16 protein-coding genes are annotated in these 15,304 nt (G+C 57.7%); 5 read left to right on the forward strand and 11 right to left on the reverse strand.

Annotated elements, in window-relative coordinates; all coding sequences use genetic code 11:
* Nucleotides 1-192 precede the first annotated feature (192 nt).
* Nucleotides 193-873, forward strand: a complete 681-nt coding sequence (locus ACR0IK_RS02470; protein WP_480588986.1) for a Crp/Fnr family transcriptional regulator — start codon at nt 193-195, stop codon at nt 871-873.
* Here the strand turns inward: ACR0IK_RS02470 and ACR0IK_RS02475 are convergent, their stop codons facing one another.
* The 8 genes from ACR0IK_RS02475 to ACR0IK_RS02510 form a co-directional block, all read right to left on the reverse strand.
* On the reverse strand, nt 874-2,106 hold the full coding sequence (locus ACR0IK_RS02475; protein WP_480640339.1) for a hypothetical protein: 1,233 nt from the start codon (nt 2,104-2,106) through the stop codon (nt 874-876).
* The gene (locus tag ACR0IK_RS02480; protein WP_480640340.1) at nt 2,103-3,608 is read right to left on the reverse strand and encodes a VWA domain-containing protein; all 1,506 of its coding nucleotides are present in this window, start codon (nt 3,606-3,608) and stop codon (nt 2,103-2,105) included. The genes ACR0IK_RS02475 and ACR0IK_RS02480 overlap by 4 nt, the downstream gene beginning before the upstream one ends.
* The gene (locus ACR0IK_RS02485; RefSeq protein ID WP_480640341.1) at nt 3,605-4,588 is read right to left on the reverse strand and encodes a VWA domain-containing protein; all 984 of its coding nucleotides are present in this window, start codon (nt 4,586-4,588) and stop codon (nt 3,605-3,607) included. The genes ACR0IK_RS02480 and ACR0IK_RS02485 overlap by 4 nt, the downstream gene beginning before the upstream one ends.
* Nucleotides 4,585-5,061, reverse strand: a complete 477-nt coding sequence (locus ACR0IK_RS02490) for a DUF4381 domain-containing protein (protein WP_480640342.1) — start codon at nt 5,059-5,061, stop codon at nt 4,585-4,587. The genes ACR0IK_RS02485 and ACR0IK_RS02490 overlap by 4 nt, the downstream gene beginning before the upstream one ends.
* Nucleotides 5,058-6,005 (reverse strand): DUF58 domain-containing protein, encoded by a 948-nt coding sequence (locus tag ACR0IK_RS02495; RefSeq protein ID WP_480640343.1) that lies wholly within the window; start codon nt 6,003-6,005, stop codon nt 5,058-5,060. Before ACR0IK_RS02495 ends, ACR0IK_RS02490 begins: the two co-directional genes overlap by 4 nt.
* 20 nt (nt 6,006-6,025) lie before the next feature.
* A complete protein-coding gene (locus ACR0IK_RS02500) occupies nt 6,026-7,003 on the reverse strand; it encodes an AAA family ATPase (RefSeq protein ID WP_480640344.1) in 978 nt (325 codons plus the stop codon).
* A 120-nt stretch (nt 7,004-7,123) separates the two neighbouring features.
* Nucleotides 7,124-8,230: an acetoin utilization protein AcuC gene (locus ACR0IK_RS02505; RefSeq protein ID WP_480640345.1), complete on the reverse strand. Its 1,107-nt coding sequence runs from the start codon at nt 8,228-8,230 to the stop codon at nt 7,124-7,126.
* 3 nt (nt 8,231-8,233) lie between these two features.
* Nucleotides 8,234-9,319: an AI-2E family transporter gene (locus tag ACR0IK_RS02510; protein WP_480640346.1), complete on the reverse strand. Its 1,086-nt coding sequence runs from the start codon at nt 9,317-9,319 to the stop codon at nt 8,234-8,236.
* Nucleotides 9,320-9,469: 150 nt separating this feature from the next.
* Here ACR0IK_RS02510 and ACR0IK_RS02515 point away from each other — a divergent pair, with 150 nt between their 5' ends.
* The 3 genes from ACR0IK_RS02515 to ACR0IK_RS02525 all read left to right on the forward strand — a co-directional run bounded on the left by ACR0IK_RS02515 (nt 9,470) and on the right by ACR0IK_RS02525 (nt 12,516).
* Nucleotides 9,470-10,336, forward strand: a complete 867-nt coding sequence (locus ACR0IK_RS02515; RefSeq protein ID WP_480588968.1) for a YihY/virulence factor BrkB family protein — start codon at nt 9,470-9,472, stop codon at nt 10,334-10,336.
* A complete protein-coding gene (locus tag ACR0IK_RS02520; protein WP_480640347.1) occupies nt 10,333-12,231 on the forward strand; it encodes a multiheme c-type cytochrome in 1,899 nt (632 codons plus the stop codon). Before ACR0IK_RS02515 ends, ACR0IK_RS02520 begins: the two co-directional genes overlap by 4 nt.
* Before the next feature lie 96 nt (nt 12,232-12,327).
* Nucleotides 12,328-12,516 carry a hypothetical protein gene (locus ACR0IK_RS02525; protein WP_480588964.1) on the forward strand — a complete coding sequence of 63 codons (189 nt, stop codon included), beginning with the start codon at nt 12,328-12,330 and terminating at the stop codon, nt 12,514-12,516.
* 2 nt (nt 12,517-12,518) lie between these two features.
* Here the strand turns inward: ACR0IK_RS02525 and ACR0IK_RS02530 are convergent, their stop codons facing one another.
* The 3 genes from ACR0IK_RS02530 to ACR0IK_RS02540 are packed head-to-tail and all read right to left on the reverse strand — an operon-like array spanning nt 12,519 to nt 14,752.
* Nucleotides 12,519-13,235, reverse strand: coding sequence for an RlmE family RNA methyltransferase (locus ACR0IK_RS02530; protein ID WP_480640348.1), 717 nt, complete (start codon nt 13,233-13,235; stop codon nt 12,519-12,521).
* Between the two features lie 52 nt (nt 13,236-13,287).
* Nucleotides 13,288-13,623, reverse strand: a complete 336-nt coding sequence (locus tag ACR0IK_RS02535) for a hypothetical protein (protein ID WP_480588960.1) — start codon at nt 13,621-13,623, stop codon at nt 13,288-13,290.
* Nucleotides 13,624-13,639: 16 nt separating this feature from the next.
* Nucleotides 13,640-14,752 carry a Ppx/GppA phosphatase family protein gene (locus ACR0IK_RS02540; RefSeq protein ID WP_480588959.1) on the reverse strand — a complete coding sequence of 371 codons (1,113 nt, stop codon included), beginning with the start codon at nt 14,750-14,752 and terminating at the stop codon, nt 13,640-13,642.
* A gap of 241 nt (nt 14,753-14,993) precedes the next feature.
* On the opposite strand from ACR0IK_RS02540, the gene ACR0IK_RS02545 reads away from it, so the two are divergent.
* Nucleotides 14,994-15,290, forward strand: a complete 297-nt coding sequence (locus tag ACR0IK_RS02545) for a virulence factor (protein WP_480588957.1) — start codon at nt 14,994-14,996, stop codon at nt 15,288-15,290.
* Nucleotides 15,291-15,304: the final 14 nt, after the last annotated feature.

Consider the following 15,304-nt stretch of genomic DNA (forward strand, 5'->3'; position numbering starts at 1 on the left):
CCTGATCTGTAAGAGTTTGTAGGCCCCAGAGGTGTGAAAGTGTTTTTCGACCGGCAATTTCGGCCAAAACGGATTGTAATAATCGGTCGCATTCTGAACGGCAAACCTTCACCATTCCGGGAATCGAACGCGTTTACACTAGGCGATTTGCCAAATTGAAAACTCATCATATGATGATATTGGAAAATTCTAATGTTTGACAAAACGAATAATATTAAGCTCTTGCAGAAGGTCGGGTGGTTCAGCAAACGCTCGGACGTATTTCGCCGTGACCTGTTGGATTGCGCATCCGCAAGAACTTTCGAGCCTCACGAAGCGCTATACCACCATGGCGACGCAGCAAACGGGATATTTGCCATCCTCAGTGGCGGTGTTCAGGTTACCGCACCGGCGGATGATGGGCAGGAGTTCGTGATACATCGCGAAGGTGCCGGTTTCTGGATCGGGGATCTGGCTTTATTCGCGGACACACCGCGGTTGATCAGCGTCGTCACCACACAAGAGACGCAAGCCTTGTTTTTTCCGCATTCCCGTATTGCTAAACTGGTTCAGGCCAATCCGAATTATGTCCGCGATTTTTACGCGCTGACGCAGGAAAACATGCAGACGGCACTTCGGATAATGGCCAACCTTGCCGTGACCGGCAGTGAAAAACGGTTGGTACTGCGGCTGCTTCATCTGGATGAGGGCAGGTCAAAAACCGACGGTTGGATCGTGGTGTCTCAGGACGAACTGGCCGAGATGATTGCCGTGTCGCAGCCAACGCTGCACCGCAGCCTGCACCGACTTGCGGATTTGGACCTGATCGAACTCGGCTATGGGCGCGTTCGGCTGAAAGACCGGAAGGCTCTGATTGCCAGTTGTCAGACCTGATCAAGGATTCAGTGGCGGAAGAAGCTCTGCCTGTTTTTGGGGGGCGGATGTAAGAGCGTCCAGCGCGGAAATTGCCCCTCTCCAATCCGGTGTTCTGTCGTCTTTATCAGTGGCGTAATACGTAGAGCCAATCTGTTCCAAACGTGCTTCAAGCCCGTTGTGCCCTTGCGGGCTTTCACAGCGTTGCTTCCAGGTTTCAAGCGTAGAATAGGCGGCGTTGAGGTCATGATCATGCAGCGCTTGGCGCAGCTGCGCGAGGGCAGATTCCGGTGATGCGCGGTATGCCTTTTCACGTGCTTCTTTCCAGTTTCGATATCGCGGCATCGACCACCACAAAACGACCAAAGTGACTATCAAGACAGCAGCAGCCCAAAACAGATATCTCATCAATGTACCTGTTGACGGAGGCCCAGACTTCGGCGCGGCCAGTTTCAGTCCAACTGCGTCGACGTCCACGGTTTCAACGGCATTCGTCGTCAGGTTGAACCACTTCAGTGCAACCGCAGGCAGCTGAGTTTCACCTCCATCCTGCGCAAGGTAAACGGTTTCATCAACACGTTGGCCTGACAGGATACCCCGATCCTCGGTCTCGGTGAAGCGTGGTTCTTTGGGATAAGATCGCAACAGAGGGCCCTGATTATCTTGTATTAATTGTGGTATCAGGATCGGACTCGTGCCCGAGATGCGCGCTGTCAGCCGTCGGGTGACCGCATCGCCAGCCTGCATTTCAGTTGGGCCTTCGATTTCCTGCGTCAGTTCAATACCCGTAGCGATAATCAGCGGATTCAGATCACGCGCCCCATCCGGGACCACTGCGTTGATTTCGATCGGTGGCAGCGGGATGGACGCCTGAATCGGATTGTTTGTTTCCGGGTCCGCAAAGGTGACCGTCATGTCCTGAGCGCCAAAGTCTATCGCCCCTGACACCAGCGGATAGATGCGATAGCTCCGCTGAACGCCGGACCATGTTTCGCCGTTTACCGACTCGCTGACAGGTCCCGAGGCACGCTCGGGCAGGCGGACCAGCAGGTTTTCTTGTTCCAGCGCAGGAAAGATCGGAGGGGACGGCATGAAGGTCGGCACCAAAACCTTTACGCGCAAGATGGCCGGTTGTCCGACAATCACATCCTCACTTGGCGCCTCGACTGCGACTTGTGGTTGCGGCGCGGTCGAGTTTTGCGCGAAAGCCCCGCACGACAAAAAAGCAAACAGGAGGAGGAGCAATAATCTCATCGTTCTTGCTCCTGATTTTCCAGACGGAACCGGTTGCGCAAGAAATCCTGCATGTCCGTATCAATCGCACTGATCCATTGGTCTGCCGACAAGGGTTTTGCACCTTCGGTCTGGGCCTGAATGGTCGTGTTTTCCCCGCGACCAGAGTCATTGTCGAACACAGTGTCATCTGCTCCGATCCCGGCTTCTTCACCAGTGTCGGATTGTTCCCGCGTGGTTTCTACATAGTTGAGAATGGCGGTGGCAACCTCGAGATTATGCTGTGCTTCCGGCCAGTTAGGGCGGCGTTCTAACGCCTCTTCAAAAGCAGAAATGGCGGGTCGGTACTCCCGGTTGCGTATGCGAGCCATACCTTCGGCAAAGGCGGCTTCGGGGGTGTTCAGTTCAGCGAAGATGGCCGCGGCTTCCGGGTATTGGCCTGCTTTCAACCGCGCGTAGCCTTCATGGTACGGGTCCTCAAACAGGTCAGCAGCATCTGCATAGCGTTTTTGGTTCATTGCGATTTGGCCTTGCTGATCCGGTGCCAGGAACCAGTCCCGCCAACCTTCTGCGCGCGCGGGGCTCGCGGGCTGTATCAGGAACAGTCCCAACACCGCCCATCGGATCACCCAGCCGCGACGGAACCAGAGCAGCGACAACAACGCCGCAGGCCATGCCAGCATCCACCCCCGATCCTGCCAGTCCAGACGATCATCGTCATCCAGCGCATCCACATAGGCGGTTTGGATCTGCCGCTGCAGCCGCGTGATATCCCTGTCATCATTGGAAAACGTGACCACAACGGTGTTCCCCAGATTTCTCAACTGAACAATCTCGTCTCCGTTCGGGAGCATGGTCAGAAAGAAAACCTGCGTTGTCGCGCTCTGAAATTCGACAAGCTGAGATGGATCGAGATCGTCCAACACAATCAGGACGGCTCCAGGAGTGTCGCTTTCGTCCAATATGCTTTGCGCCAGTGTCAACGCATCAGCCGCGGCATCTCCTTGTTTGGGCATCACAGCAGGGGTCAACCCTTCAAGCAGCGGGCGCAGGATACTTGCGTCTTCGGTCAGGGGTGCCACGCGGTGTGGTGTACCAGCATATGCGATCAGCGCCGTTCGCGCGCCTGCGCGTGTGCTTATGAGGTCGGTGATCTTGTACTTTGCACGCTCCAGCCGCGACGGGGACAGGTCGGCATTCTCCATGCTCTCGGTGACCTTCAAGGCGATAACCAAAGGGGCCGTGTCCGCCACAAGCGGGTTCTGAGCCCGTGACCATGTTGGGCCTGCGGCGGCTATGGCAACCAATGCAGTGGCGATCATGGCAACATCAATGGGATAGATTCGCCGCTTGTCTTCAGCCCCCAGAAGCAGAGCAGTTGCAAGATGCGGAGCCACACCGGATGGCAGTTCGGACTGTCGCGAACGTTTCGGTCGAGTTACCCACCAAAGACCTGCAACTGGTATCAGAAAAAGCAGATAAGCTGCTCTCAGAAAATGAAATTCCGCGAAGGCGTCGATCATGAGAGACTCCTTCGGCGCTTCGTGATGTGCAGACCAGCGCAACTTCCCAGCATCAGCAACAGTACCGCCAACAATGGATAGTGAGCGAGGCTTTCCCGCGGACGGTAGCTTTGAGTTTCTACGATTCTGGGGTTTTGCTCGTCAATGCGCTGGTAGGTCCCGGCAAGCGCAGCCTCATCATTTGCAAAGAAATACTGCCCACCAGTTCGGTCCGCGATGGCTTTCAGGGCTTCCAGATCTACGCGGTCCTCGCCAGACGCATCGGGATCACCGACGCCGATGGTGTAGATAACGACGCCCTTGTCCGCTGCTACGGCGGAGGCATTGGTAGGTGTCATCCGGCTGGACGTATCCGCCCCGTCGCTAAGAACGATCATCAGGCGCTGATCGACATCGCTGGAGTCAAATGTGCGGATACCAAGGCCGATTGCGTCGCCCAAAGCGGTGTTCGGTCCCGCCATTCCAACTTGAGTTTGGTCCAGGAACCCATTCAAACTATTCAGGTCTTCTGTAAATGGTGCCTGAACAAAAGCACGGGTGCCAAAGATGATCAGCGCCATCCTGTCACCCTGACGTTCGGCAATGAACGTGCGCATTACATCTTTGACCGCCGCCAGCCGTTGTTTGGGCGTTCCGTCGGTAGACTGGAAATCGCGTTGGTTCATCGAACCCGAAATATCGAGTGCCAGCACCACATCTCGGGCGGATTTTTCGATGATGATCGGATCGGCCAGTTTTTCCGGGCGGGCCAGGGTCGTCACCAGCATCAGCCAAATCAGAATAACGACAGTAGTCTGAAGCATCGGTCGTTGTGCGATGACTGATCCGGACTTGGGCTCAACCCCAGCCGCCTTGGCGACATGGCGGAAAAACGGGATGCGGATTGAATTGGCCTTTTCCCGGTGCGGCGGCGTTAACCAGTAGACCAGAAGTGGCAAAGGTAAAAACAAAAATGCCCAAGGGGCGGCAAAAGAGATCATCCATGCCTCCTCTGCGCTTTGTGGGTCCGGATCCAGACCCGCGCGAACGTGGCGACCTTTGGATTGGGAGGGCTGGATCTGTAGGGCGCCTCAAGGAGGGCTTTGGATTCATTTGAAGAAATCGTAATATTATTAGAGGATTGTTTGAGAAAGGTGATCCACTCAGAGCCATGGAGACTTGCGACCTGATCGCGCGGAAAGGCAGCGAGCGCGGTGCGTCGCAGGATTTCTGCGATCTTGGCGACGTCATTGTCGGCAGCGTGCAGATCGGCAAGCGCGGATCGACGGTAGGCATTGGTCATACGATGCCGCCGGTAGATGTAAAAACCGCAAGCGACCGTCGTCGCCAGCAGCAATGCCAGGACTGCCCAGCCCCAAGTCTGCGGTGTCATCGGCATTGGCGCGGGCGCTGGAGCGGGTTTCAGCAAGTCCAACAACTCAACAAGTGATTTACCTTCGGTATCGACGCTCATTTTTGCCCCCCGTGATGACCGAACTGCCGCAGCAATTGATCCAGGGCCGGTTCTGCGGTGGTCAGCGGGACAATTGGAAAGCCATAGCGGCGCGACCACTGGCGGAGGTGTGCCAACCTGTTTTCCAACGCCGCCCTGATGCGTTTCGACAAATCCGGTTCCGAGCTGTCGAGTTCAATTTGTGCGTCTCCGTCCGAGACGGTCATGCGTAGCCCTGGGATTAGCTCATGCGAACTTGGATCGTAAATATTGAACAAAATCAGGTCGTTTGACAGAGCAAGCCGTCTTAGCAAGCTTTCCGAGTCTTCATTCAGACCGTCAAAATCCGAAAACACGCATATCAGGGCATTGGTATGCGCGATCCGGGCGGCTTGTTTCAGGACGTCGTTCAGCGAAACGGTCGGTTCTGGGCTCAGCGTTGCGTTCAGGCTGCAATTCAGCCCTGCGACCGACGACAGGAACCGCTTCAACGCGGCGGGACGACGCTGAGGGCGGTGCTCGGCCAGATCCGTGTCGCCAAAGACAATCCCGCCGACGCGGTCGCCTTGGCCCAGAACGCGATGGGCGGCGATAGCAGCAGCCTCGGCAGCAACGACGGATTTCATGTAAACCTCGGTGCCGAAAAACATCGAAATACGCTGATCGACTAACAAGAGGGCAGGGCGATCCCGTTCTTCCGTATAGACCCTAACATGGGGTTTTCCGGTGCGGGCGGTCACTTTCCAGTCGATTGTCCGGATGTCATCGCCGGGCAGATAGGTGCGGAGTTCTTCAAAGTTCAATCCGCGCCCGCGCAGGCGCGAAGCGTGGCGGCCATTGAGGATTGAGCGCGCCGGTTGTCGCGGCAACAGGCTGATAGCGCGCGATCTGGCACCCAGGCGCAGCAGATGGTCCGCATCTACATGGATGCGTGGGTCGTCGGGATATGTGGCGGTTTGGGCCACGGGGCTCTCTTTCCGAACACTCAGGGCAGCGCGACGAGGCGCAGGATTTCTGCAATCACGTCGTCTGCCGATTTTGCGTTGCCCTGGGCCTCAAAGCTGAGCGTGATGCGGTGGCGAAAGACGTCATGCGCGATGGCACGAATATCGGCGGGGTCCACGTAGTCACGCTGGTTCATCCACGCGTGGGCACGCCCGCATTTGTCCAATGCCAGCGATGCACGCGGGCTGGCACCGATTTCGATCCAGTTGTCAAGCTCTTCGCTGTACTTCCCGGGCGTTCGGGTTGCTTGCACGAGGTCGGCCATATATCGATCCATGGCGTCGGATACGTGGATCTGCCCGATCTCTGACCGCGCCTGAAATACGGCGTCCTGCGGGATTGGCGTCGGCATCTCGCCCGTCGCATCGGACCCTGCGGCGATGTCTTCACCCCGCACCAGACGGATCACTTCGACTTCGTCCTCTACTGGAGGATAGGTAATCTGCACGTGCATCAGAAACCGGTCCATTTGTGCCTCTGGTAAGGGATAGGTGCCCTCCTGCTCGATCGGGTTTTGCGTTGCCATCACGATGAACAACGGCTCCATTTTATGGGTGGTGCCCGAGACGGTGACCTGCCTTTCCTCCATCGCTTCCAGCAAAGCCGCCTGCACCTTGGCCGGGGCACGGTTGATCTCATCCGCCAAAACGAGGTTGGCAAAGATCGGGCCGGGGTCGAACCGGAACGTGCCGCCGTCATCGGTTTGCTGGTATACTTCGGTTCCGGTCACGTCTGAGGGTAGCAGGTCGGGCGTAAACTGTATCCGGCTGAAGTCGGCGTCCAGATTGCGCGCCATGGCTTTGACGGCGCGGGTTTTTGCCAGACCGGGCAGGCCCTCGATCAAAAGGTTGCCGTTTGCCAGCAGGCCGATGAGCAGCCGGTCTATCACCTCGGTCTGGCCGATAATCGCCTGCCCCATGCGGGTTTTAAGATCATGTATCTGATTAAGTGCATTCATTAATTTGGTCCAATCGTGGCCGGAAGTCCGGAAGGACATGGCAGGATACGCCGGGGCGGGATGATCTGGAATGTGCAGTAATGATCGGAGGTTACCAGTCTTACCGTGTCCGATCCACCATCAAATCCGTTCCGCGATATGTTCCAGATCGGCGCGCAGCTCGGGGCGAATTTCCCCATGGTTCGGGTCGTCGCGCAGCGTTTCGACCCAATGACGCGGCGTTTGCTTTCCGGCTGCACGGTTCCACGTCAGTTGACCAAGCACGGATTGCGCCTCGGTGTTGAGAAAGTTGGGCATGACGATCCCGTTCAGGGTCGCCCAAACTCCGGTCCAAAGCCGCGCAACGGACCAGGGGTTGTAGCCTCCGCCGCCCAGAACCAGAAGGCGAGGGGCCATGTCGCGCAGAGAGGCAACGGCGCGCCAATGGGCGTTGTTGGACAGGGTCAGCCGGGATAACGGGTCCTCGGCCACCGCATCGGCGCCGCATTGCAACACAATTGCCTCGGGGTGAAAAGATGCCGTCGCGGGCAGGATCAACTGGTCGAGGATTGTGTTGAACTCATCATCATTGAGGTTGCGCGCGACGGGCAGGTTAAATGCTGCCCCGCCTGCATCGTCGTCCAATGTTCCGCTGAAGGGCCACCGGGCGCCTTCATGCACCGAGATCATTCGCACCTTTGTTGATCCGCGAAAAGCCGCTTCAACTCCGTCACAGTGATGCGCGTCGATATCGACATAGACAATACGATCAAGCCCGGCGTTCAACAGAGTCAGGATCGCCAGCACCGGATCGTTCAGATAGCAGAACCCGTTTGCCCGGTTCGCAAGTCCATGATGCGTACCACCTGCCGGGCTAAAGACAATGCCGCAATCCCGGATCAGTTCGGCCCCCAGCATTGATCCTCCGGCAGCGGTGGCTGGGCGGCGATACATCTCGGGGAATACAGGGTTTGACAGGGTGCCCAGCGCGTATTTCTCCCGTGTATTGTCGGACACCGCCTGGTCCTGTTCGGCCTGTTGCAGGGCTGCGATATAGTCCGGCGTGTGAAATGCCATTAGTGCCGAGGGTTTCGCGCAGGGGCTGACGCGATAGTTCGCGGATGACAACCAACCCTGGGCCCGGCACAGGTCGATGACGGTCGAGACACGCGGAATGGCCAGAGGGTGTTTCGAACCATAGGTCGAGCTGCGATAGATTTCTGAACCGATGAACAGGGGGCGTTTCATCGTCTAACTTGCATTTTGCGCGGCGCTCTCTTCCCCCAGCCTGCCATCAAGTGACATCAGGATCGCAACCGGGCGCAGCGCGGGAATATGGCTGAAGACGATCAGGATGCAGACGGTCAGGGGGACGCTCAGGAAGGCTCCGATCAGCCCCCAGATCGTGGTCCAGAACATCAGCGCCAGAATGACCAGAAAAGTGGACATGTTCAGAGACCGGCCCAGCAAGGCGGGGTCGAGAAAATTGCCGATCAGGAACTGTATCGTTCCGCAGCCCAGAACGATGATCAGGAACGGGCCGACGCTGTCGAACTGAACCAGCGAAATCATCGACGGGAAAATGACTGCAATGATCGATCCGATAGAGGGAATAAAATTCAGCGCGAAAGTCAGCACGGCCCAGGTCTCGGCAAACTCGAGCCCCAGCACCTTGAACACCGAATAGCTGATGCCAGCCGTGATCAGGCTGATCATGGTTTTCACCCCGACATAACGTTGCAGGCTGAACGTGATGGCATCCAGTATCGAGGCGAACTCGATACCTGTTTTCGGATCACCTGCGGCCAATTGGATTTTTTTGCGGAAGGCCAGCCGCTCGGCCATAAGGAAGGCGACGTAAAGGCTGATCAGAAAGAACTGGTTCAGCAGGGAAGTCGCGCTGCCCAGCAGAATGCGCGCAACATAGGACATGTCTATATTGATCAGGTTGTCGCGGATAAACTTGGTTACATCATTGCCCACCAACCCAGTGACGCGGTTTACCGCATCGTCGAATTGGTTTTCATAGGTGCCAATCGTGCGGGCAAACTGAGTGGCCTGACTGCCCAGAATATACATGATCACGAACAAACCGGCTAAAACCACAGTGACGCCTGCGACGTTGGCCAGCCAGACAGGCATGCGGGTCAGGGCGATTATCCGGTCGCTGAGCGCGATGATCAGGACATTGATCAGCAGGGCCATCGTCAGCGGGATCAGGAATGCGGCGCCGGCGTATAACCCCAGCACTACGAGTGTCGTCACAATCGACACATCCCGAACAACCGACAGCTTGAGCTTCGTCGGCGTAGCGGTTTCGTCTTTGTCCGGTGTCATGCGGTAGCTCATCCTGAGAATTGCACTTGTGTATGATCCTGCACAGCAGGGCCGGATTATGCAATGCGCCCAGATGTTTGTCAGAGAATATTTGCGCAGCGGACAGATTTGCCGGTTCAGTGGCTGGGGCAAGCGGGTTAGGCTTCGGGAATGAATGCACGCGTGATTCCTTACTTTGGTCGGCCCATTCAGGCGCTTTGGGTGGCTGTAACTCGTTTCGACGCCAAGAACGGCTTTGTCATGAGCAGCCACGTGGCCATGTCGCTGATGTTGGCGCTGTTTCCCTTTGCCCTATTCACTGTTGCGTTGGCAGGTTCACTGTCGCAGGACTATGTCACCAACGAATTGATCGATTTGATTTTCGGCGCATGGCCCAAGGATGTGGCAGGGCCGATCGTGGCCGAACTGCGCTCGGTTCTTTCCGAGTCAGGATCTGGTGTGATTACGCTGGGCGGTCTGCTGGCGGTGTTCTTTGCCTCGAACGGGGTGATGGCAGTGCGCAAGGCGATGAACCAGGCCTATCATGATTTTGACAGCTGGCCGTTCTGGAAAACCCGGCTGCTTTGTTTTGGGTTGGTGATCGGTGGCGGCCTCACCATCATGATCATTGCTGCGGTCGAGGTCATCCTGCCGGTCTACACGCAACTGGTTTCGGAAAAGACCGATGTGAACGTATCCGAGTGGTTGTCGGTCGATCGCCTGCGCTGGACCTTCACGGTGGGTGTTCCGGTGGGCGTGGTGGTGCTGGCGCATCTGGTCCTTCCGACCGGGCGTCATAGATTGCGTCAGATCCTGCCGGGCGTGTTGTTGACGCTGGCCTTGTGGGCAGCAGGAGGATGGGGCTTTTCGGTCTATATTGCGCAGTTTGCCTCATACAGCGCCACCTACGCGGGCTTGGCCGGAGCCATGGCGGCACTGATCTTTCTCTATCTTTGCGCTGCCATCCTGATCCTTGGGGCAGAATATAACGGAGCCTTGATGGACCTGCAGAACGATGCCGACGGACTTGAAACGTGAGAGCCGCGTTTCTTATCTGGATGTTTCTGCCAGCTGTCGCTTTTGCGCAAGGGCCGAACTATGTGGGCTCGGATCAATGCATCGAATGCCACACCTCCGAGGCCGAAGCGTGGGCGGCATCCCATCACGCGCTGGCTTGGACCGAGGTCGCGGCCGGGCATGTGGCGGCGGATTTTGACGAAGCCCGGTTTGATCACGACGGCATGGCGGTCGAGTTCAGCGTGAACAACGATGGCCTGCGGGCCAAGGTGACCGAGAAGGACGGCGTCGCAACTGAATATGGTGTGCATTCGGTCGTGGGTGTCGAGCCCCTGCAGCAATACCTGTTCGAAACCGAGCCCGGCCGGTTGCAGAGTTTCGATGTCGTCTGGGATACCGAGGCTCAGAACTGGTACCACCTCTATCCCGATCAGGACTTGCCGCCGGATGACGGGTTGCACTGGACCGGTCCCTACAAGAACTGGAATGCTCGCTGCGCCGAATGCCACGCCACCGGGTTTGAAAAGGACTATGACGCGCAGTCCCGCAGCTACGCCTCAACGCAGTCCGAAATTGGGGTCGGGTGCGAGGCATGCCACGGTCCCGGATCGGCGCATATCGACTGGACGCAAGGCCAGACACTCGCCGCTGATCTGAGCGAGTTTGGTTTCACCATGAATTGGGGCAGGGGCCGGACTGAGGCCGAAATTCAACAATGCGCCGGATGCCATTCCCGACGCGAGGCGCATGGCGACGGCAACCCGATTCCCGGAACGCCCTATCACGACGCTTATAACCTAGCGGTGCTGCGTCCGGGTCTTTATCACCCCGATGGCCAGATTCTGGATGAGGTCTATGTTTATGGCTCGTTCCTGCAATCCAAGATGTATGCGCAGGGCGTCGGGTGCATGAACTGCCACGATCCACATAGTGCTGGGTTGAAGGCGGAGGGCAACGGAGTTTGCACGCAATGCCACTCACCAGCGGGCAATCCTGACTTTCCATCCCTGACCGCCAAGGACTACGACACGCCCGCGCATCATCACCACCCGGAAGACAGCGCAGGCGCGCAGTGCAAATCCTGCCACATGATCGAGCGCACATACATGGGTGTCGACGGGCGGCGCGATCACAGCTTTCGCATTCCGCGCCCGGATCTCGGGCTTGGTGAAGATGCCTGCACTGATTGTCATCAGACCGAGGATCAGGATTGGGCCGCGCAGCGGATAGAGGAGTGGTTTCCGGTGTCCGCTCATCGTGCGCCACACTATGGAACGGTGTTTCAGTCAGCCCTGGACGGTCGCGCGGAAGGGCCGGGTGCTTTAATTGCGATTGCGATGGATTCGTCTCAGCCGGGCATTGCCCGCGCCACGGCGGCCTATCTGCTGCAAACCTTCGGCTCGCCAGGTGTTGCGGACGAAGCGGCGGCATTGTTGTCCGACACGGATCCGCTGGTGCGTGCAAATGCGGTGGTATTGCAACGTCAGGCCGCCTTGCCGGATCGGGTTCAGCGTCTCGAACCCTTGCTGTCTGATCCATTGCGCAATGTCCGTATCTCAGCCGCCAAAGAGTTCTTGAACATCCCCGGCCAAGCCCTGACCCCGGAACAGCAGGCTCGGGTGGCCAAGGGTATGGAAGAATGGCAGGGCACTATTGCTAACCGGCTGGACTTTCCCGAAACACACCTTGTACTGGGCGGTATGGCTCTGACCTTCCGCAACGCCCCGGCCGCCGAACGCGCCTTTCGAGAGGTCGTCACGCTGGACCCGCAACGGGCCGAAGCTTGGCCCATGCTGGTCCAACTGGCACAGATCAACCGCGGTCCGGATGCCGCGCGGGACGTGCTACAAGAGGGACTGGCTGTTTTGCCGAACGATCCGGAGCTGCAACAACTCAAGGCGCAATTAGCCCCGTGAAACGGCACGGCTTGGCCCGGTTTAGGTCACGATCCCGGCAAAATTGGGCGTTAACCGTGAGAAAGGCAGAAACCCAGCCACGCCCACAGGTGACCCATGCCGGAAAAACCGGTCCACACATCGCAGTTGCAAAACCCTTTGTCCCCGGATCAAAGGATAGCCGATCTGCAGGCCAGAAAGCCGGAATATATCAACCATGGTCAGGCGTTGTTGCTGCAACAAACCGCCGCCGCGTCACTGCGCGAGCAGTTTCTGACCGGCGACCGTATCTGGCTTGACGACTGAGGTCAGCCCCGGAACCCCGTGGCGACCACGAATTTCTCGGAACTGTCAGAGCGCGACGCAGGCGGTTTTACGTTTGCCACCTTCTCGAACTTCTGTTTCAACAACTTCTGCAGATCGCCCTCGGCGCCTCCGGCCAGAACCTTGGCAACGAATGTGCCGCCTTCATCCAGAACGTCAAAAGCGAAATAGGCCGCGGTTTCGCACAGGGCCATTATGCGCAAGTGATCGGTCTGTTTATGCCCGGATGAGGCCGCGGCCATATCGGACATCACCACATCAGCCTTACCGCCCAGCCAGTCTTTGACCTTCTGGTCGGCGTCGTCCTCCATGAAATCCAGAACATGGGTGTCCGCACCGGCGACGGGCTCGATCTCTTGCAAGTCAATGCCCAGCACGGTGCCGACCCGTTTACCCGACCGTTCACCCAGCGCGTTGACACGTTTGACGGCCACCTGACACCAGCCGCCGGGCGCGCAGCCCAGATCGACGACGCGTGCGCCTGGGACGAGAAAGCGGAATTTATCGTCCAGTTCCAAAATCTTAAACGCCGCGCGCCCGCGATAGCCCTCGGCTTGCGCGCGTTTCACATACGGGTCGTTCAACTGTCGCTCAAGCCAGCGGGTCGAGCTGAGCTTGCGCCCGCGCGCCGTCTTTACTTTGACCTTCAGGTCGCGTTGCCCACGGCCTGAGTTGTTTTTTCCGCTCGGCGTTTTTGCCATGCGCTGGTTCTCCTGAAAGGTTCCCGTTCAATACCGGCTTGGCCAATGTGTATCAAGACGCTGTCGTTGCGGGCTGTCGAAGAGCCAGATCTGGCCAGGGGGACGAAACTCCAAAGATGTACCAGCCCAAGGCATCTACAGCTTTGACAGTCCACGGTGCACCTCGCGCGTCCTCTTGTACAAAGCCTCGCAGCAATTCATGTGCATCCACCACCTGGTCATCGGGCACAGCAATTTGAATGCCACCAATGGCCAAAGAGTAGTGGGGGAGCATGGTCGCAGTATGAAAGCTGGGGCAGAAAACATCAAATCCCGCAGCTTCCAATGTACATATTGTGGTTGCAGCCGTGGCATAACGATAGGCAATCGCAATCGTTGAGATGCTCATACACCTGTGTCCGAAATCAGAATGGTCCGTCTTCCAATACGCCGTCCGCGCTCATCTGCGCATAAAGCAGACCTTCGCGAAGTCCCCGGTCCGCCACGGAAAGGCGGTCGGTGGGCCAGCAGCGGAGCAATGCCTGCAAAATGGCTGAGCCGGACATGATTAGGGCTTGCCGGTCATCGCCGATCCGCGGATCACGCCGCCGTCCCAGTGGGCCGAGTTCCAAGTATCCTCGTATGACTTTGTCGATCTGATCGCTGGTCATACGCAAACCATCCACCTTGGTTCGGTCATAACGCTTTAGTCCCAGATGAGAGGCCGCCACGGTAGTCACGGTGCCGCTGGTTCCGACGATCTGGAACCCTTCGCGGGCTTGCTCATCCTTGTAGGGGGCGAAGTCGGCCAAGTTTTCTTCGAAAAACCAGCTCATCAGTGCAAAGCGTGCCGAATCGTCTTCGACATCGTGGAACTGGTCGCGCAGCGTCGCGACACCCAGCGGCACGCTGATCCAGTCCACCACCTTGGCCGCTGGAAAGGGGCTGTCAGCGGTGTGAAACCCATTGTGCAGGCGCATGATCGCGGCAGGGCGGTCGCGGCGCGGCACCGATGAGATGTCGATCCACACCAGTTCGGTCGAGCCGCCGCCAATATCCACGACCAGCAACTGTTCCGTTTTGGTCGACACCAGTGGCGCGCAGGAGATCACGGCCAAACGCGCCTCTTCCTCGGGCTGGATGATCTCCAGTGTCAGGCCGGTCTCGCGCTTCACCTGCCGGATGAAATCACGCGAGTTTTTCGCGCGCCGACAGGCCTCGGTTGCGATCAACCGCATCCGTTTGACCTTGTTGCGTTTCAGCTTTTGCTGGCAGATGCGCAGTGCCTGAACGGTACGCGCCATTGAGGCCCGGGACAGCCGCCCGGTCCGTTCCAAGCCCGCGCCCAACTGCACGGATTTGGAGAAGCTATCCACCACATGAAACCCGCTGCCCTTTGGCTGGGCTATCAACATGCGGCAGCTATTAGTTCCCAGATCCAGAGCCGCATATAAAGCATCTGGATCGGGTCTTGCCGGCGCGGGGCTTTCGACCGCCTTCGGGAACGCGCCCGCACCTTTGGGACGCTTGGGCGCCATCTTAAACGCCCTCCGATTTTCGAGTTACCCCGACCATAGGTCGGGCGATTGTTTCGTGCAAGACGCTCATTAAAGTGATGAGTATTTTGATGTGCGCGTTTGCGTCGGAATCCAGTACAAGCGCCGTATCCCATCGTGGGCGAAAACGTCGCTTGAAATACGCCTAGTGTCGAAAACCGACCGACTTGCCCCCACATAGACGTTTAGAACCGGTCCATCTGGTTAGGAGGAATCAAAAGCAATGCCTGACGTCACCATTGTATACTGGCGCGATATTCCCGCTCAGGTCATCGTCGGCAAAGGCCGTCGTGGCGCAAAGCGGCAATTGGAGGAACGGTTCGAGCAAGCCATCGACCGCGCGGCCATGAAGGTGAACGCCAAGGACAGCGATGCCTATCTGGCCGAGTGGCGCAAAGCCGAACCTTTTGCAGCTGAGGGCGACCCGTCCGAGATTGCCGAGGCCGAAGCCGTGCGTCTGGAAACGGAATACGATCAGGATCGCATTAAGGCCCTGATCGCCAATGACGGTTGGGCTTAAGCCCCAGATCTAAA

Source organism: Ruegeria sp. BF7 (genome assembly GCF_056538605.1).